Origin of the sequence: Bacillus sp. UNC125MFCrub1.1, assembly GCF_000701305.1 — a bacterium.
Taxonomy (GTDB): Bacteria; Bacillota; Bacilli; order Bacillales; family Bacillaceae; genus Bacillus; species Bacillus altitudinis.
Genome location: NZ_JNIG01000013.1, coordinates 122149 through 146862 on the forward strand (window position 1 = coordinate 122149; position 24714 = coordinate 146862).

Here is a 24714-nt window from a genome sequence, read left to right on the forward strand (position 1 = left end):
AACCTATTCCCCCTTTGTGCCTTTCGGTATGTAAACAGTGAAGATGGCACCACCTTCTTTTTGGTTCGCAACTTCAATCCAGCCCCCAAGTTCATCTAGCACTTCTTTGACATTGGCAAGTCCATAACCTCGCCCTTCTCCCTTTGATGAATGTCCTCTTGTGAAAAGTTGTGAAATGGCTCCTTCATCTACACCGTCCCCTGAATCAGATACCTCTATGATAATATCAAATCCAATATCTGTGATGAACAAGCTGACTTCTCTTGTCTCCTTATTCAATACAGCCTCAAACGCATTATCTACGAGATTGCCAATGATGGTAATAAAGTGAGATAAACTCAAATGGGCTGGGAGCGGCTCCAATGAACTATTTTCATCAATGTGAAAATGGACCTTTTTCTCAGATGCCTTTCCTAACTTCCCAAGTAAAATGGCTTGTATCTTCGGAGAGCGAATTTGCTTCATGAGTAAATCATGCTGGCGATTTTGAAGTGTATACTCTTCTTTAATTAACTCAATGGCTTCATCCACTTGTTTCAACTCAAGCAAGCCTAAAATAGCGTACAGCTTATTCGAAAATTCGTGTGTTTGTGCTCTAAGGTCTTCTGAATATTGACTGACCTCTGTCAATGTATCCAGCAGCTTTGTCAGCTCGGTTTTCTCCCTGAAGCTCACAATTCCTCCAAATACTCGATTGTCCTGCACCACTTTTTTGACATTTAGCACGAAGGTTTTATCATTGACGACTGATTCTATGTTAGGTTCAATCGTCTCTACCTTTAGATAGGAAAGAAGATTGGCATTTGGCAACACTTGATCAATATGAAGAGGCAGCGTTGAAGAGACGCGTAGCATCTGTTCAGCTGACGTATTCATCATCGTAATGGCACCTTTACGGTCAAATGCAATGATTCCCTCTTTAATCGCATGCAGCATCGCTTCTCTTTCTCGATATAATGAAGCAATTTCATGCGGTTCAAGCCCTAATATATCTTTTCGAATACTCCTTGTTAAAAAAATCGCTCCAAAAACCCCAGGCAAGAGCACAAGAAGGGCAATATAACTTAATTTGAAGAGTTGATGAGCTGTCGCTTGATCGATATCTCTTTTTAAAAATTCGACGCTGACGGTCCCAATAATTTCTTCATGACTGCCAGTTTCTTTCATAATCGGAGCACTTCCTCTGACAACGGTTTCACCATCAGAATCACCCATTGATATGGAAGTTCCTCCAAATAGCAGTGTACTTCTTCCTTCCGACACACTGATGGTTTTCCCTACATCCTCATGATTCGTATGAAAAAGAACCTTTCCTTTTTGATTGGTGATAAAAATGGCATGCGCTCTTACTTGCTCCTTCATTTGCTCAAGCACAGCCTGTTCTTCATTTTGCGAATCTCCCGTGGCCACCGATGTTTTAATAGGCGGCATATAAGATATCGTTCTAGCAGTTTGCACCGCCAGCTGTTCAGCTTGGCTCTGCCTTTCTGATGTCTGCAAAAAACCAAAACAAATGGTCAATAAGGCAATAACAACAAGTAAAAGACCAATAATTAACCCCAAAATTTTTGTTTGTAAAGTGACTTTCCTTTTGCCCATCCTCACCGCCACAACCCCTAATTCAGTAGATTCACCCGAATAGACTCTAAGAAAATCATATCATTTTTTCTCATGAAGTTAAGAGAAAATTCACACAGACAAAAAAGGATGACTCAGTATTGAGTCATCCCTGTGTGCCTATTACGTGATGGATAAACCAGCACTTGCATAGCCTGCTACAGTATTCACTAAGGAAAGACCAGTAGCTGTTGCCGAGAATACGACAAGCAATCTTGTTTGCGGTGTGACTGGTACACTTAAACCAGTAGCGATACCGTTTGAAATAGCCCCTATCGTTAAAATACCGGTTAACGCCGGTGCCAATGTAACGCTCGCTACTTGAGTGAAGCTGTTATCTGGTGTTGGTGAAGCAAACAGACTAGCCGTCACAGTAATATTTGTGCCAACTAGAGAAAGGGCTGCAGTCGTGCTAAAATAGCCGGCAAATGACGTAATGGTTCCAGCTCTTGGAACGGAGAATGCCATGTTTAACAATGTTCCTGCTGCTCCGGTTAAATCAATGATTCCGCCTACAATACTGACACCTGTCGCCGAGTTACCGAATCCGACCAAGCTAGATGTTCCAACTAGACCGCCTGCGATTGTGGTTAAAACAGCTGGCGTACCAGATGCAAATGGAATAATCGCACTTGATCCTGTCGCACCTGTGGCGCCTGTTGCACCGGTTGCGCCCGTGGCACCTGTTCCTGTAGCCCCTGTTGCACCCGTATCTCCTGTTACACCTGTGGCGCCTGTGACTCCGGTTGCTCCTGTCGGACCTGTATCTCCGGTGGCACCGGTTGCTCCCGTGGCGCCTGTCACACCTGCGGCTGCCAATAACGTGTAATCTGGAGACGTATCTGGTGTGCCAGTTGGTGGTGCTGTATTTACGACATAAGTTCCACCTTCATATGTCACCACTTGACCTACTGGATAGGTTGGAGCTGTTGCTGGGTCAAATGCCAAAATACCAGCTAACCCTACTCCGGTTGCGCCTGTATCTCCAGTAGCGCCAGTCGCTCCTGTTCCTGTTGCTCCCGTGGCACCCGTATCTCCTGTGGCTCCGGTCGCTCCAGTAGCACCTGTATCTCCAGTAGCGCCGGTCGCTCCTGTTCCTGTTGCCCCTGTGGCACCCGTATCTCCTGTGGCTCCGGTCGCTCCGGTTGCGCCTGTATCTCCAGTAGCGCCAGTCGCTCCTGTTCCTGTTGCTCCTGTGGCACCCGTATCTCCTGTGGCTCCGGTCGCTCCAGTTGCGCCTGTATCTCCTGTTGCTCCTGTTCCTGTTGCTCCGGTTGCACCCGTATCTCCTGTCGCACCCGCAGCGGCTAGAAGCGTATAATCTGGTGATGTATCCGGTGTACCCGTTGGTGATGCTGTGTTTGCAAGATACGTTCCACCTTCATATGTCACTACTTGACCCAATGGATATCCTGGTGCCGCTGCCGCATCAAAAGGAACGACTCCAGTTAGACCTACACCAGTGGCTCCTGTTGCACCCGTCGGACCTGGATCTCCGGTGACACCTGTTGGTCCTGTACCTGTTGCGCCCGCAGCTGCTAAAAGCGTATAATCCGGCGATGTATCAGGCGTACCTGTTGGTGGTGCTGAATTTACCACATACGTACTGCCATCATATGTCACCACTTGACCTACTGGATACGCCGGGGCTACCGCTGGATCAAATGCTACAATCCCTGTTAACCCAACGCCTGTTGGGCCTTGTGGACCTGCCGGGCCGGCTGGACCCGCTGGGCCTACTGGACCCACTGGACCCGCCGGACCTGCTGGGCCTCTCCTTCCTCTTCCCCCTGGCGGTCCTTGAATGACACACACACAAGGATCTTTTCCACAGCATGGATTTTTTACTGGTTTCCTTGGTTTGTCTGATTTACCTTTCTTACAACTATCACATTCCCAGCCATCATCCTTATACGCATCATACCAGCTTCCTTTTTGGTAGTGGTCTGTCGAATGAGTTGGGTATATCTTTCCGCATTGTCTACATTTTCTCATAGAATCACCCCCATCCATCGTATTCATCATGATCGATAAAGGTGTATGTACAATTTTATTTTTATCAAAAAATTTGAAAGGTCTTGCACTCTGCGTGCAAGGACCTCTCTCCATCGTTAAAATGTCATCGTCATTTTTAAATCTTTTCCTACCATACTATATTCAATATCCGCTGGACGGATCGCCTTTTTTAGTTTTTTCACACCTTCTCCTTCAAAAAAAGTAGGTGCATCTTTCCCTCCGATTAATAAAGGTGCCATATAGATAACAGCTTCGTTCACAAGTGATGCTTTTAAAAATGACGCACTCACACTGCCCCCTGCCTCTACAAGCACTGACATCACAGAGCGCTTCTTCAACAGGTGTAACACATCCTGAAGATCTGTCCGGTGTTCTCCGCTTGTGACAAATACTTGATGACCTTTTTGTATCAACTGTTGATACTTTTGATGATCATAATCTTGTGATGTACAAATTATGGTTTCTGCCCTATGATCTGTTAAGCATTTGGCATGAAGCGGTATCCTTAATGTTGAATCTAAAATGACACGAATGGGCTGATGGTTGAATGAATCCTTTACAATTAAGCCGGCATCATCTTGAATAATCGTTTCCACTCCTGTCAGCACCGCATCTACTTCTTGACGTAAGCGCTGCACTTCTGTTCTCGCTTCTATTCCAGTGATCCATTTGCTTTCTTGATCAGCCGTGGCAATTTTCCCATCTATCGAAATAGCTGATTTTAAGATGACATAAGGAAGGTTTGTTTGCATCAAATGAAAAAAAGGAGCATTTAAACGATCTGCTTCGTGTTTACATATACCTTGCTCCACTTCAATTCCAGCCTTTTTCAAAAAGGCAATTCCTTTTCCTGCAACAACCGGATTCGGATCTTGAGTGGCAATCAACACTTTCTTCACACCACTGCTAATGATCGCTTCGGTGCAAGGGCCTGTTTTTCCGTGATGTGTACAAGGTTCGAGTGTCACATACATGTCAGCTCCCTTCGCCTTTTCTCCTGCCATTTGTAGAGCATGAATTTCAGCATGAGGCTCGCCAGCCTTCATGTGCGCACCAATCCCAACAATCTCACCGCTCTGAACAATCACTGCACCAACAAGCGGATTGGGTGAGGTTTGTCCTTTCATCGCCTTCGCGTTGGCAATCGCCAGCTTCATATAAAAAACATCGTCTTTCATCTCGGGCTCCTTTCTTCTCTCAAGGGAAAGAACTCCTTCAGAAAATGAAGGAGTTCTATTCTCATGTGCTATACTTTCTCAAGCCGTTTCTTTTCAGATCGATCATAGTAAGGCAAGGAATAAAACAGTTTATATGATGCTCGTTGTTTACAAAAACAGCATTTGCGACATTCATATTTATTAATGAGGAGCACATGCGGACAATTGAGTACAGTCAGACCTTTTTTCATATGTTCCTTGCAAACACTTATCATGAGAATCCCCCGCTTACATTCTTTTTCTTAATGAGAGATTACTTCTTTCGGAAATTGTTCAAATAAGCGCAGTACTTCCGTATGTGTGCCATCTTCTCGAATATGATAAATACCACCGTCATATGAGCTTGCATACACATCATTTCCTAGTTGTCTAATGGCACTAATACCATTCTTAGCAATTCGAATCGGACCTGTATTGACATCTAGCTCTGGATTCCAGACCACAATATACCCCCAATAGTCTCCGCTCACAATATAGCCAGAGTCTGTCACAGTGATGGATTTAATGGAATATTGATGCTCGTTGTGCTGATTTAAAATTCTGCCTGTATGCAAATCAAACAATCGGACGTTTTTATCACGGCTGACAATGGCAATACGATCTCTTTTGCTATCAATAAATACATCATTTAACAGCTCTGTCGCCCCGATATATTCTGCTGTTAAGGACAAACTCTTTTTATCGAGAAGACAGATGGTTCCTTCAACTGCCGCTGTGATGATATGATCTCCTTCTACCTTTAATGCTTTGACTGCGCAATCATGTGCTTTAGAACGGCCGATTTCCTTTAAGTGTTCTGTCGAAATGACATGCACATAACCGCCATAAGTGCCAATATAAAATTGACGATCCTCCTCATGGAAATACACACTATTGACAGGACCTGTGTTGAGATCAAAAGAGACCATTTGCTGCAATGACTCGTGTACAATATGCACCTGACTCGCATGATCGCCCCATGCATAATAGCTTCCATCCCGTGCAACAGCCACTCCATTTGTGAGAACACCTGTTGATTTTGCGATTTCGATTCCATTCTTTCTGAATTTTCCGTCATCTGATGCAGTGATAATATCACCCGCTTCAGTCAACGCAATATCATTAATAGAAGGTGTCGCCAATTCCTGCTCATCAGAGATCACTTTTCCTTCTTGAATGGACCATTCACAATACGTTTTCCCAAAGCTGGCTCCTAAAATGGCTTGCTCGTCTTCTGTCCAAACAAGCGAGCGCTCCCATTGATATTTATGAGGCAGCAACGTATCAATTAAATCACCGGTTTCATAATTCCACAGCTTAATTAGATGGTCATAACCCGCTGTAAGCAAGTAGTTACCGCTCGGTGAAAAATTCACACGTTTCACACCTTGTAAATGAGCTTTAATGATTTTTTTCTCCTGTAATGTAGCGGCATCATAAATGATAACTGTGCCATCATCTCTGCCAAGGGCGAATACTTCTTTTTGATTGCTGCCGCTGATGGTATCCAGCTCATAATCAAACGGGCCAATTTCACCTACAATTTCTCCTGTTTCATAGAGCCATACAAGGACATAGCCATCGTCACCAGTTGTATAAGCTTTATCCTCATGAATCCATACAGCTAATACATCCTTGCTATGTCCATGAAATTCTCTTAAAATGGCTCCCGTTTCAATATCCCAAACTAAGCATCTTCTGTCTCTGGACACCGATACAAGAAGCGTATCCTGTTTTGCAAATGCGACAGCTTCCACATCATCCGCATGACCATATAGCGTACGAATTCTTGTATGTGTGCTAGTATCATATAATTGAATGGTATAGTCTGACGATGCACTCGCTAAATACGTTCCATTTTCCGAAAGGGATAAAGAGTTGATGATATGCTCGTGACTGCCAATAAATGTTCCTTCTCCCGTGGCACGGTCCCATTTATAAATACAGCGGTCATAGCCACCTGTGTAGACAATTTGGTCATGCTGAGTTGATAAAACGGATGTAATCGGTCCTCTATGCATGGTTTTACACTCCCACCTTTATATGTTGTTTTTGACGAGTAACTACACGAAAACCAGTAAATCGAAAAACAGGGTCTGGGTGTTTCCCGTGTCTTCTTGCGACTCTGCATAAATCTCCGCCTCTTGCGAAGGAGCCACCTTTTAAAATGTAGTAATCACTGCCGAGTGTCTCGGTTAAATCATCTACAACCTCAATTCCGCCTTCATATATGTGATACTTGGTGTTGACCCATTCTTCGACATTGCCACCCATATCATATAGTCCAAATAGAGATCTTCCTTTTTCGTAATGACGGACAGGTGTCGTTTTTTCAATATTTGATTCGTGCGTATTACAATAAGAGGGGTCAAACTCATCTCCCCAAGGATATTGATGTCTCGTATTGCCCCGGGCAGCATATTCCCATTCTTCCTCAGTAGGGATCGATACCTCATATCCAAGCTTCCCGCTCAGCCACTGACAAAATGAGAAAGCTTCCTCGATGTCCATGCCCCAAGCTGGATGGTCTTTTCCCCCGCCAAGTTCTAGGTTCGTCAAGCTCTCTGGATAAGGCTTTCCTGTCTCGTCGCAATAGCTTTGATACCATTCATTTGTGACGACCGTATCTGAAATGAAAAATTCGCTCATATACGGCTGATAAGATGGAAATTCTTTGTACAACCATTTTTGAAATTTTTTCTCACGGCCATAGGCTGGATTCAGAAGTTTGTCCTTCCAAAATTCTGATGCCTTTTTCATATCTTCTTCATTACTTCCAATCGTCGCATAGCCGCTTGGGATTTGAATCCAATTGATATCAGGTTTCACGCTTTTCTCCCGCCTTCTTTAAATAAACTCATCTACTGATTAATTAATTTCTTCTCATCGACCATATGCCCTGATGCTGCTTTTGCCTTTAAATATGCTTCATTATAGAGAGAGGCTTCTACCGTATGATCAAACCGTAAAACCGGAAGACCGTAAGCAGCAATGGAATCGACTTTATCTGGATTATTGGTTAAGAGATGCAATGGTTTCCCTTTGTTTAAATAGTGCAAGACAGCCGCTGCTTCCTCGTAATGCCGATCATCATCTCCGCAGCCGATCAACCTGTTCGCCTCAAATGTATCTAGTTTCATTTCCTGTAATTTATACGTGAAGGCTTTGGCCATTAACCCAATAGAGCGCCCTTCTTGATTGGCCATATACACAAGCATGCCTTTTCCGTAATCGGTGATTTTTTTTAGCGATGATGCAAGCTGTGGACCGCAATCACATTTCAGTGACCCAAACACATCCCCTGTTTGGCAGACACTATGAATTCGCACAAGCGGCGGCACTTCATTTTCAAAGTCGCCAAAAAGGAGACAAGAGGAAAATGTTTGCTGCTCGGTACTCATTTGTACAATAGACTCAACCGTTGGCGTTGTATCAGCTTCTACAGACGCAAAGGCATACCATGTAAACTGCACTTCTTCATGTTCAATAGAGATCGGCAGGTTCACTGGCCCCACGAGCAAATAGTGTTTTTCTTGAAATGTAAAATGATGAATCATTGATTGTAGTTCAGCTACAAACTTGTTCATTTGTCTCCCCCTATTCATCACTGCACCCCATTGAACTCTCTCAGCGCAGTGATGGCGTGATGAATATGTGTATGCACTCCCTTTGCATCCTGAGCACCGGTTCCAGCTAGAATCATGGCTCAGGAGAAATTTCCTGTCATACTGGCTGAATAGATGTGCGATGCCAATCATCCATCAGTACCTTTCATAAAGACTCTTTTTAGACTGTCACTTGTCCAGTACAAAGGAGCAGAAATCGAGCTTCATACGCTGTATTCTCTGTAAGAGAGCAACACCATTGGATGATTCTTGAATGGAAACTGACATGCTCTTTCTCTAAAAGAATATCTCTGCTAGCTTCGAGCTGCTTTCTCCTTTACTAGAAGCTCTGGTTCTTCAAATGCACGTCATCCGGTTGTACCCTTTGATTGGATGAATAGTCCGTACTTCAATTCAGCTACATTGATTGAAGCATGACACCCGCCTAGGTATGCACCAAGAACCATCACATCAAACATCGCGTTTATCCTCCTTTGCACTAGATTTTGACAGCAATGACATGATGCTGGCTGATCCCAGCCTTCGCTTGTAATGGTGTAATCGAAACGAGCTCAAGTCCTGATGTACAAATCTTTTCTCCAAGCTGAGTATCTGAGAATGAAAAATGGAAGCGTCCATCTTCTCCGATTAAGCCTGTTTTCCACTCTTCTCCCCATACAACAAGGGAAAACACACCACCTTCATGAAGCAGCGAGGAAATCTGCTTTAAGTATCGTTCGTGGTCATCAGGGTGCTGATGGTGAAAGCAGCCATGATCTAAAATCAGATCAAACGTCAGCTCGCGCCCTTGATTCATCGACCAGGACATAAAATCTTGATGATAAAAATGGACAGGAACCTCTTTTCTCTTCTTTAATCCTTGCCATTCCTCATGCTCATAAAGATCAATGCCGGTATATGCCGACAGTCCTTGTAAATGTTCAAGAACCCTGCCGTTCCCGCAGCCGATATCCAGCACAGAAGCAAGTGCATCCTTTTCCCTGGAACGCCATGCCTTCAGAGACATCACAGCAGCATCTGTTAACGATGGATCAGTGGACCACATATCTGTTCTTTGCTCATAGTGTTCTTGAAAAGCCATACGCATTTTTTCTAAATACAACCCGCTGTCTTCATGATACAAAGCCTTTTTCATCACGTGACCTCCTTCAATTCACAATCACCTTTCCTAACAAAGGTGGTTTTCAAGCAAAAAGCCTTATGATAAAATGAAAGATGGATTTTTTAGGAAATCTGTTTTCTGAAAAAGGAGAGAAGCATCCCACATGTCACTCTTCTTTTTCAGCACTCATCTTCACATACAACCACAGCCATTCAACTGTTACAGCGCCTCAGTTTGTTATACATTTTCTTCATATGGGTTCACCTCCTTAACATCGTTTAGAAAGCGCTTTCTTTATGATGATCCTCTGAATACCTTGAACAATATTATTGAGAAATAGGCATAGTAGAAAGACGAATCTACTATTCTAAGCTATCTTTCATCTATTCTTTTTTGTCTAATAGATATTTCTTCCGTATCGCTCTGCCTCAGAAGCGCTCTCCCTTAGGTCTTAATGCATCATCATTTACAGAATTGATCCTGAAATCCACCTATCGAAAATTTAACAACTACTTCCATAATGACTTGATTAAGCCAAATATATTGTTTTTAGATTATTTTGTCAACAAATTATTTCCTAAACATTAGAATGATTTTCTAATTGAAAATACAGGTATATTTCGTGGTTTTTTGACCTTAAAACACTTATTTCTACACAAAAATACAACTTAAACCAATAGAACTAAGAAATTTATCTACTAAATTACACAAGATTTTTATTTCATTTTGAGATAAAAATAAAGATATCATAATTATTTCCCGAATGGTTTTTTGTGATATTTTCACTACTTTTTTCTTTTTTTTGATGGTATCCTTTGATATTTCTATATTTTCAATTAGGCATTTTACTGTTTATCCCAATTTTTCAACCTGTCTTATTATAGTGAAAAAGACAGATGGTAGATTTTAATTACCGCAGTATGAAAAAAAGCCCCTTACAAAAGTAAGAGGCTTTCAGCGTGTAGACAAACCCTCGCATTCTTTGTCAGTCCTGCGTGCTGGTGCTCACGAATATCAAATTCGCTCCGCGCCAGTACTCGTCCTTCCTAGACTGCAAAGGTTTTCTATCACGCTGAAAAGAAGACAAAGGACTAAAATCAAGTTCATTTTAGCCCTTTGTCAAAAATCTGAAAAAAGCCCCTTACAAAAGTAAGAGGCTTTTTACGATGGCGTTTATGCCCAATTTTTCACTTTTTCATGGTCAGTCACAAAGAGAAGAACTTTTCCTTCGTCTAAATGTTCTTCAAATGTCTCAGCTTCATCTTTTGAGAAACCAATTTCGTGAATCTTATTGCGGAGTTCATCTCCCTTTTTGCTAAAGATGTTTCCAACCGCATGCTTGAGTCCAACTTCTTTTGGACCTATCGTATTGGCATCTGCATTGCTTGCAATACGCTCAGTTCGATCATCGTCATGGGACAGAACATAAATGTCCTCTCTTGCAACACCGAGTTGTTTTAATTGCTCCACATCTCTTTGAAGTGTTTCATCATTTGAATACTCTCTTACAACAGGTTTCATTTATTATTCCTCCTTTAACGTCTTACGAATCTTTTACCCGTCACTTTTGTCATTAAACCTTCCTCCAGCACATCCATTTTTACTCTGTGAACTTCATGCGTCTATGGACTTATTTTTGACAAAAAGACTGTAAAAATGACTAAATTTTCTGAAAAATTATATGCTTTCCTTGTCATTTGTTGTACAATTCTTATACTGGAGGCTAGAAATGGGGTGGAGCTGATGTATTATTTTTCAGCTGAGCAGCAGTTTAATGCATGGGTTGTCAGTGATTTGGTGAAACAGCTTTTTCAAAAATGGAATCCTGAAGAATCAAAAGCAAAGCCGCTTACTTTGTTTGCTGAACAGCACTTTCACATCTGCATCGATTATCTCTTTTCTATTATTATTAACATTGGAGATATCGAGTCAATCGAACAAGATCCACAAGACCTGTTGTCCTCATATTTAAATATCCTTTTTCCTTTTGTGACGCACGATATGATGAAAGCCTCCATGCAAAATGCAAATGAATATTTATTAAAAGAACGTGATGCGGATGAGTATCAACTGTTTGGTTGTCTCCCGCCGCTCCTTTCTGTCTCTCTTCAAAAAAAGTAGTCCCCTTCTTTTAGATGGTGGCTGCTTTTTTGTATGTGCTTGGAAAAGACCGTATGTTTTGAACGAAAAGAAGCATCATGTTAATGTAAATCTAGGTTGCAAGTGAAAGGGAGGATTTGACATGAGTCAACAAAAACAAATTCAATTAGCAAAACGTCCAAAAGGGTTACCTACTAAAGATGTTTTTCATTTTGAAACAGTTGATATACCAACGCCGCAAGATGGCGAAGTCTTGATTCAAACGAAATATGTGTCTGTAGATCCTTACATGAGAGGACGAATGCAAGATACAAAATCCTATACACCTCCGTTCAAGCTGAATGAAGTCATTCAAGGTGGTGTGGTCGGAGAAGTCGTCGAGTCCAAATCTCCTCAATTTGAGAAAGGTGATTTTGTACTTGGATTCCTTGGCTGGCAGGAATATTCTACTGCCAAAGCAGAGTCTCTGACAAAAATTGATCCATCCATTGCGCCGTTATCTTATTACTTAGGGATTTTGGGCATGCCAGGACAAACCGCCTATTTTGGACTTCTTGCGATTGGTCAGCCAAAAGAAGGCGAAACGGTTGTCATTTCTGGAGCCGCAGGTGCCGTTGGTTCTGTTGTCGGACAGATCGCTAAAATCAAAGGTGCCCACGTTGTTGGAATTGCCGGATCTGATGATAAGCTGGCTTATTTAAAAGAACTGGGCTTTGATGAAACCATTAATTATAAAACAACAAATGATTTAGATGACGCCATTGCAAAAGCCTGCCCAAACGGTGTCGATGTGTATTTTGACAATGTGGGCGGCGACATCTCTGATGCTGTAATGAATCATTTGAACCGTTTTGCACGTATTCCAGTCTGCGGCGCCATTTCTTCTTATAACATTAGTGCAAGCGAAGACATTGGCCCTCGTGTGCAAACAAAACTCATTAAAACAAGCGCATTGATGCAGGGCTTCATTGTTGCCAACTACTCTGATCGTTTTGAAGAGGCGGCAAAAGATCTCGCACAATGGGTAAAAGAAGAAAAACTCACATATAAAGAAACAATCATTGAAGGCTTTGACAACATTCCAGATGCATTCCTTGGACTATTCAAAGGGGAAAATGTCGGAAAACAACTTGTCAAAATTTCATAACAAAAAAGGACCCTGCCAATTATGGAGGGTCCTTTTCTTATGCCTGCTTGGGTGCAAGGTGCAGCTGGCCTTGCTTATACACGATTTCTTCAAGCGAAAGATTCAGCTTTTTCGCCATTTTTTTCAGCATTGATTGCTCTTGAGGTGTGACAAGACTGATGACTGCGCCTTCTTTTCCTGCGCGTCCGGTTCTGCCTGAACGGTGAATGTAGCCTTCTTCATTTGGCAGATCTGCATGAATCACATATGGCAGATCATCAATATCGATTCCTCTTGCTGCAATATCTGTTGCAAGGAGGAGCGGGAATTCACGCTGTTCAAAAGCCTTTAAGATGACAGCACGCTCTGCTTTTTTCGCTTCACTGTGAAGCACACCAAGGTCGACATGGTGATACGCTAATTTTTCTGCATAAATGCTCAAATTCGTAATATCTCGCACAAAGACAAGCGCCTGCATGTCCTCAAGCCGTGATAGCTTTTGCAGCAGTTTCACTTTGTCACGCTGATCACATAACAGATAATAGTGACCCACTTTCTGTGCTTCTTCCTCGCTTCTAGCAATTTTCAATACTTCTGGTTCAGATGTCATTTCTTTGATCAGCTGAACGGTTTCTTCTTTCAATGTTGCAGAAAAACAAAGGATTTGTCTTTCTTTTAATGTGGACTTAATGATCCCTTGGATCGTTTTCATATGCTCTGGCACAAGAAGCTGATCTGCTTCGTCTAATACAATCGTTTTGACTTCGTGCATTTTCAGTTTCTTGATTTTGATTAACTCTTGTACGCGACCCGGTGTCGCCACCACGATATTCGGGTGTTTTTTTAGCTTTTCCTGCTGCTTCTTGATATTTGCCCCGCCTATTAAGGAAATAGCTTTGATGTCTGAACCTTGTTTGAACTCTTGCACGACATCAAAAATTTGCATCACAAGCTCTCTTGAAGGTGCCAAGATTAAGACTTGCGGGTGTTTGATACTCACATCAATTTTATTTAAAAGCGGCAGAACATACGCAAGGGTCTTCCCTGTTCCAGTCGGTGATTCTGCGATCACATCGCGTTTTTCCGTAATCCACTCTGCTGTTTGTTCTTGTATCGCTGTTGGCTTCTCAAAGCCAGCCGCTTCAAAGTTCTTTTGAATAAATGGCTTTGCTTCTTTCAAAAATGCCCAATTTTCCGTCATGTTGATCTCCTTTATCCTCATTCAATCTATCCTTTAGTATCTCAAAATCAGCTTTGAAACGCAATTTTTCTTTTGATGCTTTTATCGAGCCGGACAGTTCGATATAATCATGAGAGGCACTAGCCGTTTTGAATCTATTTGAGGTGTAAAAAATGATATTATCTGTTAAAGATTTAAGTCATGGCTTTGGCGACAGAGCCATTTTCCACGAAGTCTCCTTCCGGTTATTAAAAGGCGAGCATGTCGGCTTGATCGGCGCCAACGGTGAAGGAAAGTCAACGTTTATGAATATTATTACTGGCAAGCTTGAGCCAGATGCAGGAAAGGTCGAATGGGCAAAAAATGTCCGTGTCGGCTACCTCGATCAGCATACCGTGCTTGAAAAAGGAAGAACCATTCGTGAAGTCCTTCAAGATGCATTCCATTATTTATTCTCGATGGAAGCCTCAATGAATGACATTTACGAAAAAATGGGTGAAGCAGATCCTGATGAGCTAGAAAAGCTTTTAGAAGAAGTAGGCGTCATTCAGGATGCCCTGACGAACAATGATTTTTATATCATTGATTCCAAGGTAGAGGAAATTGCAAGAGGTCTTGGGTTGACAGATCTCGGGCTCGATCGTGATGTGACAGAGCTGAGCGGCGGACAGCGTACAAAAGTACTGCTTGCGAAATTGCTGTTAGAGAAGCCTGAAATTCTTCTTCTTGACGAGCCGACCAACTATTTAGATGAACAGCATATTGAGTGGCTGAAGCGCTATTTGCAGGAATATGAAAATGCGTTTATCCTCATTTCACATGATATTCCGTTCCTAAACAGTGTCATTAACTTGATTTATCATGTCGAAAATCAAGAACTCACGCGCTACGTTGGTGATTATGATCAATTTAAACAAGTGTACGAAGTGAAAAAGCAGCAACTAGAGGCAGCGTATAAAAGGCAGCAGCAAGAAGTGGCTGAATTAAAGGATTTTGTCGCGAGAAATAAAGCACGTGTCAGTACTCGAAATATGGCGATGTCTCGTCAAAAGAAACTCGATAAGATGGACATGATTGAATTAGCGGCAGAAAAACCAAAACCAGAATTCCACTTTAAACCTGCACGTACATCAGGGAAATTGATTTTTGAAACGAAGGATTTAGTCATTGGGTATGACGAACCGCTCTCTCGTCCATTGAATTTAAAAATGGAACGCGGGCAAAAAATTGCGTTATACGGTGCCAACGGTATCGGAAAAACGACACTGCTCCGAAGCCTGCTTGGAGAAATCTCCCCCATTTCTGGTGAGGTGGAACGTGGAGAATTCTTGCATATTGGCTACTTTGAGCAAGAAGTAAAAGAGCAAAACAGCAATACTTGTATCGAAGAGGTGTGGAGCACCTTCCCATCGTACACACAATATGAAGTCAGAGCTGCCCTTGCCAAATGCGGTTTAACGACAAAACATATTGAAAGCCGTGTGTCTGTTTTAAGTGGTGGTGAAAAAGCGAAGGTCCGCCTTTGCAAGCTCATTAACGAAGAAACCAATTTGCTTGTTCTCGATGAGCCGACAAACCACTTGGATGTCGATGCCAAAGAAGAATTAAAGCGTGCGTTAAAAGAATATAAAGGCAGCGTCCTATTGATTTCCCACGAACCTGAATTTTATCAAGATGTGGCCACTGAAACTTGGAATTGTGAATCCTGGACAACCAAAGTATTATAACGATAAAAAAAGCCTCATATCTTTTCAAAAGATATGAGGCTTATTCTTTAATGACCTGCCTGGATATTCACCAAATGCTTACGGCCAAGAAGCAGGATGACCATTCCTAAGAGAACAACTGCCGCCCCTACATAATAAGGGGTACTTGCTGTGTAAGTTTCAGCGAGAACTCCCGCAATCCAAGGCGCAATCGCACCACCAATAAATCGTACAGCACTGTATGAAGATGATGCAATTGAACGCTCAACAGGAGCTGATCCCATCACAGCCGTCGTCAGCACCGTATTGATCATGCCGAGGATTCCCCCAGCAATCACGATACCGCAAATGACCACGACCACATGCGATGTCCATATTCCAATGCCGAATAAAATCACAGCAAACGAAGCAAAGAGAACAACAAGAGCTGTCAATGTACCCAATTTGCGATGAATGACCGGCGCTGAGAAGACAGATGTCACAGCCAAAAATAATCCCCATCCAAAAAAGACATAGCCAAGACCATGCTCATCAAGATGAAGCACAAATGGCGAATAAGCTAGAAGAACAAAGAATCCAAAGTTATATAAGAAAGCAGCAGATGCCATCGTTAAAAGCCCCTTATATTTCAAGGCTCCAACAGCTTCAAATAACTTCACCTTTTTCTGCGGCTTTTGCATAGGTGGAAGCATAAAGGTAATGGCTAAAAGAGCAACGAGCATTAACACTGCCACACCAAAGAATGGCCCGCGCCAAGAGATCGTTCCAAGCTCACCGCCAAGGAGCGGCCCGACAGAAATCCCAAGACCTAGTGCCGCCTCATATAAAATGATGGCTTTCGCACTTCCTCCAACAGACACACCGACAATCACTGATAATGCCGTTGAAATAAATAAGGCATTCCCAATGCCCCATCCGCCTCTAAAACCAATTAATTCATTAATGGTTGAAGAAGTACCGCCTAAAGCAGAAAAGACAATAATAAAGATGAGTCCTAATAATAACGTCCATTTGGCACCAATACGACTAGAAATAAAACCGGTAAAAAACATCACAAAGCCGGTGACAAGCAAATAGCTCGTAAATAAAAGAGACACCTGACTTGGAGATGCATGTAATTGTGATGCAATGGCTGGCAAAATCGGGTCTACAAGCCCTATGCCCATAAATGAAATCACACAAGCAAAGGCCACCGCCCAGACGGCCTTCGGCTGTCTAAGCAGACTCGTACGCTGTTTCAAAACTTCTTCTTCCTTCATTCCATCAGAACCTTTCCTACAGTTGTTTAACAAAATAAAATAAACACGCTGAGGTGTTTATTTTATTTTGTTGACAAAGAGCTAAAATGAACTTTATTTTAGCTCTTTGTCTTCTTTTTCAGCGTGATAGAAAACCTTTGCAGTCTAGGAAGGACGAGTACTGGAGCGGAGCGAATTTGACATTCGTGAGCACCAGCACGCAGGACTGACAAAGAATGCGAGGGTTTGTCTACACGCTGAAATAAACACGCTGAGGTGTTTATTTTTGTAATTGCTCAATGGCATGAGCCGCTCTTTCTTTCATCATTTCAAGATCCTTTTTAAAGGATTGAATCGTTTCTAGCTTTTTTGTAATCAATTGATGCTGCACAGTCAGCTGCGCATCAATATCTAACAGTTTCTCTAATCGTTCCTTCGGGTCAAGTGACAGCAAGTAGCCTTCTTTATTCAGCTCTAACTGTTTTCCTATTTCCATAAACGATTGAAGCTCTTGTAAAGAAAAGCCAAGTACTTCTTTGGCCTGCATCACTTTCTCCAGTTCTTCCATGTCATCCTCTGAGTAAAGTCTGACACCGCCCTCTGTCCGCTTTGGTGCTGATAATAAACCAATCTCTTCATAGAAACGAATGGTCCGTTTCGTCAGACCGCTTCTTTTCGCCACTTGATCAATTTTCATCCATTCCATCGCCAGTGCCTCCTGCTCATCAATTCATGTTTTATTATACACCTTTATGACCTTAACGTAAACGTTAATGTTTAATCACTTGATTTCTATTGTTGTTTGATGCAAAATAAATAAGAATCATTACGTTTTAAAGGAGGTACCATATGCGTTCATTTCCATCCAAAAAAGAACGACACGCCCAATTCGGTTCTGTCCCGCCAAGCGCTAGAACAAAACCTTGTCAAAAAGAGGACATGATAGACATCCAACAAACCGAACAGGACTTTTATTTTGATCTGGAACAGGTCGGAATTTGCCGTGTGTCGTACCCTGTACATATTTTGTCTAAAACGGCTCCACAGCACCAAACCTCTTCCGCTGATTTTACGCTGAGTACATATTTGCCAGCTCATCAAAAAGGCATTCATATGAGCCGTCTCACCGAGCAGCTTCACTCATTTTATGAGAGCGGAAAGCCGGTTGATGTGGATTCCTTAAAAGAATTGGCGGCACAGCTTGCCAAGCATATGAATCAGCCATCTGCCTCGATTCAAGTTTCCTTTCCGTGGTACATGGAAAAAAAGAGTCCCATCAGCGGAAAGTCCGGTTTGATGCATGCAGACGTGCAATATGACATCCACTTTCATGAAGAAGACGGATGGATTTGTTATATTGGCTGTACCGCTCAGGTGACAACGCTATGTCCTTGTTCAAAAGAAATCAGTGAATACGGCGCACATAATCAGCGCGGCACTGTATCGATTCAGGTAGAGCTGTTTGAACAAGGTCAACTCCCTGATGACATGAAAGCAGATCTACTGCAGATCATCGAGTCTAATGCGAGTGCGCCCCTTTACCCTGTACTCAAAAGACCAGATGAAAAACACGTGACAGAAGAGGCCTATGAAAATCCACGTTTTGTAGAGGATGTTGCGAGATTAATTGCGGCAGAGTTGTACGAACAAAACTGGATCAAAGGGTTTCAAATTGAGTGTCGAAATGAAGAATCCATTCATCAGCAAGATGCTTATGCCAAATGTTCTTATCAAAAAAAACTGTAGATCGTCTCTACAGTTTTTTTGCCAACCTTTATTTTTCATTACTTTCTAATTCTTCAATCATCATCGACAGTTCTGTCCAGCGATCCATCGCTTGTTCTAATTCTTCAGCGACGGCTTTTTGCTTGTCCATCAGCTCTTGAATTTTCCCAAAATCACTGCCAGCCTCTGCAATGCTGGCTTCGAGCTGTTGGTGTTTGTCCTCTAAAGCTTGTATCCGATCTTCAATGCCATCCCATTCAAGCTGGTCCTTATAGGATAGTTTTTTCCTCTTTTTCGGTGCAGCTTCTACTTGTTTTTCAGCAGGTTTTGTCTCTGTTCGCTTCTGTTCTTTTTCTTGCTCCATGTAATCGCTGTAAGCACCTTGGAAGTGTGAAATGCGTCCATTTCCTTCAAACACAAGCAGACGATGGACGACTCGGTCTAAGAAATAACGATCATGCGACACGGTGATGACTACGCCTGGGAACTGCTCCAAATAATCCTCTAAAATGCTCAGTGTCTCTGTATCCAAGTCGTTCGTCGGCTCATCTAAAAAGAGAACATTCGGCTCTTCCATCAATACCTTCAATAAATACAATCTGCGGCGCTCTCCCCCTGACAGCTTGCGGATAAACGTACGCTGCATGGATCTAGGGAATAAAAATCTCTCCAACATCTGCTCTGCTGTCACAATGACGCCATCTGCCGTTTTGACAATTTCAGCTGTTTCTTTGATGTAATCAATGATATTCAGCTCTTCATTCATTTCGTTATGGTCCTGCGTGTAATAGCCAATGCGGACTGTTTGTCCAATGGTCAATTGTCCGTTCGTCGGTTCGATTTTACCCGCCAGGCAATTGAGTAAAGTCGTTTTGCCCACTCCATTCGGTCCGATAAATCCGATGCGATCCCCTGGCACGACTAAATCGCTGAACTGGTCCACAAGGGTTTGACCAGCAAATGTGATGCTGATCTCTTCTGCCTCAATCACTTGTTTTCCAAGCCGGTGAGAACCGATCGCAAAATCAAGCTCTCCTTTTGCATCAGGTCCCTTTTGATCCTTCAGCTCTTCCACTCTGCCGATACGCGCTTTTTGCTTTGTCGTTCGAGCCTTTGCCCCTCTTCTCAACCATGCAAGCTCACGTCTAAGCAGGTTTTGACGTTTCGTTTCTTTTACTTGAGCTTCTGCTTCTCGTTCCGCTCTTTTTTCTAAAAAGACTTCATAATTTCCTTTATATGTGTAAAGCTGCCCCTGATTTAATTCATAAATCCGATTGGCGACGCGGTTTAAGAAATAACGATCATGGGTCACAAGAATGACAGCCCCGCTGTATTGACTCAAATATCCCTCAAGCCATTCAATGGTTGCGTTGTCTAGATGGTTTGTCGGCTCATCTAAAATCAGCAAACCCGCAGGCTGAATTAAATTTTTGGCGATCGCCACACGCTTTTTCTGTCCGCCTGATAACGCATGAACAGAACGGCTCACATCTTTGACACCAAGCTTTGTCAAAATCGTTTTCGCCGAAAGGTTCGCATCCCATGCGTCGTCCTGATCCATTTTATTTTGCATACGCATAAGCGCTTCTTGTTTTGCCTCGTTTTGTGGATCATGCTCTAAATCAGCCAGCGCCTGTTCATAGGCTTTCATCGTTTGAATCATTGGTGCTGTTCCTGAAAAAATATAGTCGAGAATCGTTTCATCTCCGCTCATTTCAGGATCTTGCTCAAGAAATTCGATATCAAGTGTCCCTGCCTTTGTAATGTCGCCTTCCTCAAATGATTCAAGTCCTGCAATGACTTTTAAAAGCGTTGACTTCCCTGTTCCATTAGGTCCAATTAACCCGATGCGTTCCTTTGGTTCTATATGAAAAGAGATATGATCAAACAGCGTTTTTTCGCCATAGGTTTTATATAATCCTTCTACATTCAATAAACTCATTTTATCAGCCCTTACATAGATTCTTCCTTTATTTTAAATCAGCCAGTAGCAGAAAACTAGTTTTAAAAAAACCCGCTGCTGAAAAGAATGTTTCCTTTTGATGCTCGATACACTATGAAGAGGTGATCAAAAGATGATAACCATTAGTTTATGTATGATTGTGAAAAATGAAGAGGAGGTTTTGGCTGACTGCCTGTCTTCTGTTCAAGACATTGTAGATGAGATGATCATTGTTGATACAGGATCAACGGATCAAACAAAGGACATTGCTCACTCCTTTTCAGCAAAGGTACTCGACTTTGAATGGGTCCAGCATTTTGCAAAAGCACGCAATTTCGCTTTTTCCCATGCAACAAAAGAGTATATCTTATGGCTGGATGCCGACGATGTCCTGCTTGAAGAGGACCGGCAAAAACTGCTTCAGCTCAAACAGACGCTAGATCCCGCAGTAGATGCCGTCTCGATGTTTTACCACGTTGGATTTAGTGAGGACGGTCAGGTGAATTTTAAATATAGAAGAAATCGGCTCGTCAAGCGTGCCTTGAACTTTCAGTGGTATGGGGCCGTTCATGAATTCCTTCAAGTGTATGGCAACATTTTTCCCGCTGATATCGCCGTCACCCATCAAAAGCGTAAGAAAACAACCGCCGGAGAGCCTGGACGCAATCTGCGCATTTATGAAAACATGCTTGCAAAAGGCGAAGAGATGACACCTCGTGATCTCTTTTACTTCGCCAATGAATTACGAGATAACAAGCAGCATGTGAAGGCGATTCGCTTTTATCACAAATTTTTAGCCACAAAACAATGCTGGATTGAGGATGAAATTCGCACATGCCAAAATTTAGCTGACTGCTATTATGCAGTCGGTTTTGAGGAAGCCGCCCTATCCTCCTTATTGCGATCCTTCTTATATGATCAGCCCCGTCCAGAATTTTGCTGCCGGATTGGGGATCATTTCAAAGCACAAAATAAATACAAAGCGGCCATCTATTGGTATGAGCAGGCACTGAAGGCACCTGAAATCGAAACAGCCTTTACACTGACACAATATAAAACATGGTATCCTCACCTTCAGCTTTGCTATTGTTATTATCAGCTCGGTGATTTGGCTCAAGCCAAAACCCATCATCTTGCATCCTCAGCCCATTACCCAACCCATCCTAGTGTGCTGTACAATGAAAAAATATTTGCTGAAGAAACGTAAATCTCCTGTTATCACATCCGCCTGTCAATGACGGCGGATGTCTTTTGATACACATTAGACTTTTGTGACATTTAACACTTTAGTGATTTAAAGCGTTTTTCAACCAATTGACTAAATTGTCATTTACGCATATACTAACATTCGTCTTACGAAAAGATTTATCCATTAGGAGGTCAACATGAGTTCTTTATTTAGAAAAAAGTCTCTCGACCAGCTCATGCTTGAAAGTCAAACGAAGCGGCTGAGCCGTTCTTTGAATACATTTGATTTAATCTTGCTTGGCATTGGCTGTGTGGTCGGGACTGGAATTTTTGTGATAACGGGGGTTGCGGCTGCGAAAGATGCGGGACCTGCGATTATTATATCTTTTATTTTGGCTGCGATCGCATGCGCCCTTGCTGCTTTTTGCTACGCTGAATTTTCCTCGTCCATTCCAGTGTCAGGAAGTGTCTATACGTATTCTTACGCAACACTTGGAGAATTCCTCGCCTTTTTAATGGGCTGGGATTTAATGCTTGAATATGTTGTTGCGCTCTCTGCTGTGGCAAGCGGATGGTCATCCTATTTTCAATCACTGCTCAGTGGATTTGGTCTGCACATACCGAAGGCTTTATCGGCTGCACCCGGAGCCGCTGATGGGGCCATCTTCAACCTGCCAGGCGCACTCATTATTTTACTCATTACCTTTATTGTCTCAAGAGGCGTAAAAGAGAGCACGAAGCTGAATAACATCATTGTGCTCATCAAAATTGCCATTGTCCTCCTCTTTATCATTTCAGGCTTTGCTTACGTTAAACCTGAAAATTGGACACCTTTTATGCCAATGGGCTTCCATGGCGTGATTGCTGGAGCGGCCACTGTCTTTTTTGCTTACCTTGGATTTGATGCAATCGCTAATGCATCAGAAGAAGTCAAAAACCCGCAAAAAGCGATGCCGATCGGAATCATCGGTGCGCTCGGCGTTTGTACGATTTTATACATCGGGGTTTCATTTGTCTTAACAGGCATGGTTCACTACACGAAGCTGAATGTCAGTGACCCTGTCGCTTTTGCGCTTCAAGTGGTTGGCCTGAATAGTGTCGCTGGTATTATATCGGCAGGTGCTATTATCGGGATTACGACCGTGTTAATTGCACTTGTCTACGCTCAGGTGCGTTTAACCTTTGCTATGAGCCGAGATGGACTCATGCCGAAAATCTTTTCAAACGTTCATCCAAAATCGAAGACACCGGTTGCCAACACTTGGCTGACAGGCGCTGTTGCGGCATGTATCGTTGGATTCGTCAACTTATCAACACTTGCTAATTTAGTCAGCATCGGTACACTTGCGGCCTTTACGGTGATCTCGATCGCTGTGATCATACTCCGGAAAAAACATCCGAATATGAAGACAGCGTTTAAAGTACCCTTTGTCCCTGTCCTTCCCATCATTAGTGCGGTCATTTGTATGATATTGGCTGCCACACTGAAATGGGAGACATGGCGAGCCTTCCTCATCTGGGTAGCCATTGGTGTCGTTGTGTATTTTACCTACGCAAGACGAAAAAGCCATCTGAATCAAACACAATAGAAAAGAGACACGGGGAATCCCGGTCTCTTTTTTGTTTAAATCACACTGTTTTTCACTGAATTCGAGTCCACCATATCTGGATCTAATACGCTTGAAATTGGAATGACAAGCGGTGAACAATCTCCATTGTCCTCACCAAAACCCTGGTTCAATTTCATCGAGAGAAAATAATCGATCTGCTGATAAGGTCCTAGCGTCAGTGATGCCCCCCGATCCATTGCATTGATTTTAAAAGCACCGACATTGACGACTGAGGGTGAGAATAACATCACACATCACTTCCTTGGAATAGGTTTAGCTGCTGGCGAAAAAGAGGCAGGTGAGTCCACTTGATCTCGATCATCTACATGGCTCTTTGTTCCGACAAAACCGCTAGCATCTCCAAAATTCTGTCCGTACCCCTGATTTTTTTTATCTGAGTTTTGCCACTCTGCTAACAAATTTTGTCCGACATTCACCGCCGACGCATTTTCAAAGGAATTAATTTTTAACATGAAAATATTAATATTGATATACGGAGTTGGTTGAACCACAGATAAACCTCCTTTTTATAGGTATATGCGAGCACCCATCAAGTATGTTAACAGGAGGTCTTCACATGGACTTCGAAAAAATGAAGCAGTGGATGGACATTGCCCAGCAAATGCATGGAGATGATTTTTGGAAAATGATATTCGATGATGAGCAAAGATCTCCCTTTATGGCAAATGGTCCGTCTCCATTTACATTCTCGCAGCAAGATCAGCGAGGAACAGATGCATCGTTTCCACCAGTCGACATTGTGGAAACCCCTACTGAATTTCAGTACTTAATTTATCTGCCTGGCTACCGGAAGGAAGATGTTCAGGTGCTGTCATATGGTGAATATTTGGTTGTAAAAGGACAGCGTTTTTCCTTTTTTAACGAACAGGATTTTCGCCAAAAACAAGGAAAGTATGGTCCGTTTGAAAGAAAAATTCGGCTCCCAGATATGATTCTTGGTCAAATGAATGCGGCCTTTAAAGACGGCGTGCTATACATTCGCCTGCAAAAAGATGAAGGTAAAGCAACTGCGATTATCATAGATGACGAATATTGATACTGACTGCGTCTATTAGATCACGATCATCAATCGTTTCAATCGGCAAGATCGTGATCACGCCATCGGCATTTTGTTCACCAAAACCATTGTTTCTTTTGATCGTCGAGCAGTGATTTCGTACGATCGTCGAACCGAATGTCATCGAGGACCCTGTACCAATCGTATTCGTCTTCATATGGGTAATCTGAATGCGTGTAGGCAGCATGCCCTTCTCCCCTTTCATGTATCTCTATAAGTATATACCGGGCAGCTTTTCCATAGACTAGAGCAAGGCGAAAGAAA

At 42.6% G+C, this 24714-nt stretch carries 22 protein-coding genes; 7 read left to right on the plus strand and 15 right to left on the minus strand.

The genetic code is table 11. The features are described from left to right. Positions 1-3: 3 nt before the first annotated feature. The 8 genes from N521_RS11375 to N521_RS11410 all read right to left on the minus strand — a co-directional run bounded on the left by N521_RS11375 (position 4) and on the right by N521_RS11410 (position 11078). A complete protein-coding gene (locus N521_RS11375) occupies positions 4-1599 on the minus strand; it encodes a sensor histidine kinase (protein WP_035391373.1) in 1596 nt (531 codons plus the stop codon). Between the two features lie 141 nt (positions 1600-1740). Next, positions 1741-3612, minus strand: a complete 1872-nt coding sequence (locus N521_RS11380; RefSeq protein WP_081832192.1) for an exosporium glycoprotein BclB-related protein — start codon at positions 3610-3612, stop codon at positions 1741-1743. A 116-nt stretch (positions 3613-3728) separates the two neighbouring features. After that, on the minus strand, positions 3729-4811 hold the full coding sequence (ribD, locus tag N521_RS11385) for a bifunctional diaminohydroxyphosphoribosylaminopyrimidine deaminase/5-amino-6-(5-phosphoribosylamino)uracil reductase RibD (protein WP_035391375.1): 1083 nt from the start codon (positions 4809-4811) through the stop codon (positions 3729-3731). 281 nt (positions 4812-5092) lie between these two features. After that, on the minus strand, positions 5093-6850 hold the full coding sequence (locus N521_RS11390) for a WD40 repeat domain-containing protein (RefSeq protein WP_035391378.1): 1758 nt from the start codon (positions 6848-6850) through the stop codon (positions 5093-5095). A gap of 4 nt (positions 6851-6854) precedes the next feature. Continuing rightward, entirely contained in the window at positions 6855-7658 is an 804-nt protein-coding gene (locus tag N521_RS11395; protein WP_024718589.1) for a formylglycine-generating enzyme family protein, read from the minus strand. 32 nt (positions 7659-7690) lie between these two features. Further along, positions 7691-8416, minus strand: a complete 726-nt coding sequence (locus N521_RS11400; RefSeq protein ID WP_017360404.1) for a GTP cyclohydrolase II — start codon at positions 8414-8416, stop codon at positions 7691-7693. Positions 8417-8933: 517 nt separating this feature from the next. Continuing rightward, on the minus strand, positions 8934-9590 hold the full coding sequence (locus tag N521_RS11405; protein ID WP_035391380.1) for a class I SAM-dependent methyltransferase: 657 nt from the start codon (positions 9588-9590) through the stop codon (positions 8934-8936). Positions 9591-10730: 1140 nt separating this feature from the next. After that, positions 10731-11078: a YflT domain-containing protein gene (locus N521_RS11410; protein ID WP_035391383.1), complete on the minus strand. Its 348-nt coding sequence runs from the start codon at positions 11076-11078 to the stop codon at positions 10731-10733. A gap of 222 nt (positions 11079-11300) precedes the next feature. Here N521_RS11410 and N521_RS11415 point away from each other — a divergent pair, with 222 nt between their 5' ends. Together N521_RS11415 and N521_RS11420 are read left to right on the plus strand one after the other, a co-directional pair. Further along, positions 11301-11678 (plus strand): YfmB family protein, encoded by a 378-nt coding sequence (locus N521_RS11415; protein ID WP_017366799.1) that lies wholly within the window; start codon positions 11301-11303, stop codon positions 11676-11678. Between the two features lie 121 nt (positions 11679-11799). Next, positions 11800-12804 (plus strand): NADP-dependent oxidoreductase, encoded by a 1005-nt coding sequence (locus tag N521_RS11420; protein ID WP_035391385.1) that lies wholly within the window; start codon positions 11800-11802, stop codon positions 12802-12804. A 37-nt stretch (positions 12805-12841) separates the two neighbouring features. Here N521_RS11420 and N521_RS11425 read toward each other — a convergent pair whose 3' ends face one another. Next, positions 12842-13984: a DEAD/DEAH box helicase gene (locus N521_RS11425; RefSeq protein ID WP_035391387.1), complete on the minus strand. Its 1143-nt coding sequence runs from the start codon at positions 13982-13984 to the stop codon at positions 12842-12844. A gap of 152 nt (positions 13985-14136) precedes the next feature. Between N521_RS11425 and N521_RS11430 the strand changes: the two genes are divergently transcribed. Continuing rightward, entirely contained in the window at positions 14137-15690 is a 1554-nt protein-coding gene (locus N521_RS11430) for an ABC-F family ATP-binding cassette domain-containing protein (protein WP_007496783.1), read from the plus strand. A 47-nt stretch (positions 15691-15737) separates the two neighbouring features. Here N521_RS11430 and N521_RS11435 read toward each other — a convergent pair whose 3' ends face one another. Both N521_RS11435 and N521_RS11440 read right to left on the minus strand, forming a co-directional pair. After that, positions 15738-16928 carry an MFS transporter gene (locus N521_RS11435; RefSeq protein WP_035391389.1) on the minus strand — a complete coding sequence of 397 codons (1191 nt, stop codon included), beginning with the start codon at positions 16926-16928 and terminating at the stop codon, positions 15738-15740. Between the two features lie 259 nt (positions 16929-17187). Then, a complete protein-coding gene (locus tag N521_RS11440; RefSeq protein WP_017366797.1) occupies positions 17188-17613 on the minus strand; it encodes a MerR family transcriptional regulator in 426 nt (141 codons plus the stop codon). Positions 17614-17756: 143 nt separating this feature from the next. Between N521_RS11440 and folE2 the strand changes: the two genes are divergently transcribed. Next, positions 17757-18653 (plus strand): GTP cyclohydrolase FolE2, encoded by an 897-nt coding sequence (gene folE2, locus N521_RS11445; RefSeq protein ID WP_035391391.1) that lies wholly within the window; start codon positions 17757-17759, stop codon positions 18651-18653. A gap of 28 nt (positions 18654-18681) precedes the next feature. Here folE2 and N521_RS11450 read toward each other — a convergent pair whose 3' ends face one another. Beyond that, on the minus strand, positions 18682-20574 hold the full coding sequence (locus tag N521_RS11450; RefSeq protein WP_025206900.1) for an ABC-F family ATP-binding cassette domain-containing protein: 1893 nt from the start codon (positions 20572-20574) through the stop codon (positions 18682-18684). 133 nt (positions 20575-20707) lie between these two features. Here N521_RS11450 and N521_RS11455 point away from each other — a divergent pair, with 133 nt between their 5' ends. Together N521_RS11455 and N521_RS11460 are read left to right on the plus strand one after the other, a co-directional pair. Beyond that, a complete protein-coding gene (locus tag N521_RS11455; RefSeq protein WP_017360413.1) occupies positions 20708-21781 on the plus strand; it encodes a tetratricopeptide repeat-containing glycosyltransferase family 2 protein in 1074 nt (357 codons plus the stop codon). A 178-nt stretch (positions 21782-21959) separates the two neighbouring features. Further along, complete coding sequence (locus N521_RS11460; RefSeq protein ID WP_008344176.1) at positions 21960-23351, plus strand: branched-chain amino acid transporter BcaP; 1392 nt, start codon at positions 21960-21962, stop codon at positions 23349-23351. A 35-nt stretch (positions 23352-23386) separates the two neighbouring features. On the opposite strand, the gene N521_RS11465 is transcribed toward N521_RS11460, so the two are convergent. Both N521_RS11465 and N521_RS11470 read right to left on the minus strand, forming a co-directional pair. After that, positions 23387-23620 carry a hypothetical protein gene (locus N521_RS11465; RefSeq protein ID WP_008344178.1) on the minus strand — a complete coding sequence of 78 codons (234 nt, stop codon included), beginning with the start codon at positions 23618-23620 and terminating at the stop codon, positions 23387-23389. Positions 23621-23626: 6 nt separating this feature from the next. Then, positions 23627-23884, minus strand: coding sequence for a hypothetical protein (locus N521_RS11470; protein ID WP_008344180.1), 258 nt, complete (start codon positions 23882-23884; stop codon positions 23627-23629). Between the two features lie 65 nt (positions 23885-23949). Here N521_RS11470 and N521_RS11475 point away from each other — a divergent pair, with 65 nt between their 5' ends. Continuing rightward, a complete protein-coding gene (locus tag N521_RS11475; protein WP_008344182.1) occupies positions 23950-24429 on the plus strand; it encodes an Hsp20/alpha crystallin family protein in 480 nt (159 codons plus the stop codon). Here the strand turns inward: N521_RS11475 and N521_RS11480 are convergent. Further along, positions 24410-24637, minus strand: a complete 228-nt coding sequence (locus tag N521_RS11480) for a hypothetical protein (RefSeq protein WP_017360415.1) — start codon at positions 24635-24637, stop codon at positions 24410-24412. The genes N521_RS11475 and N521_RS11480 overlap by 20 nt on opposite strands. Positions 24638-24714 lie beyond the last annotated feature (77 nt).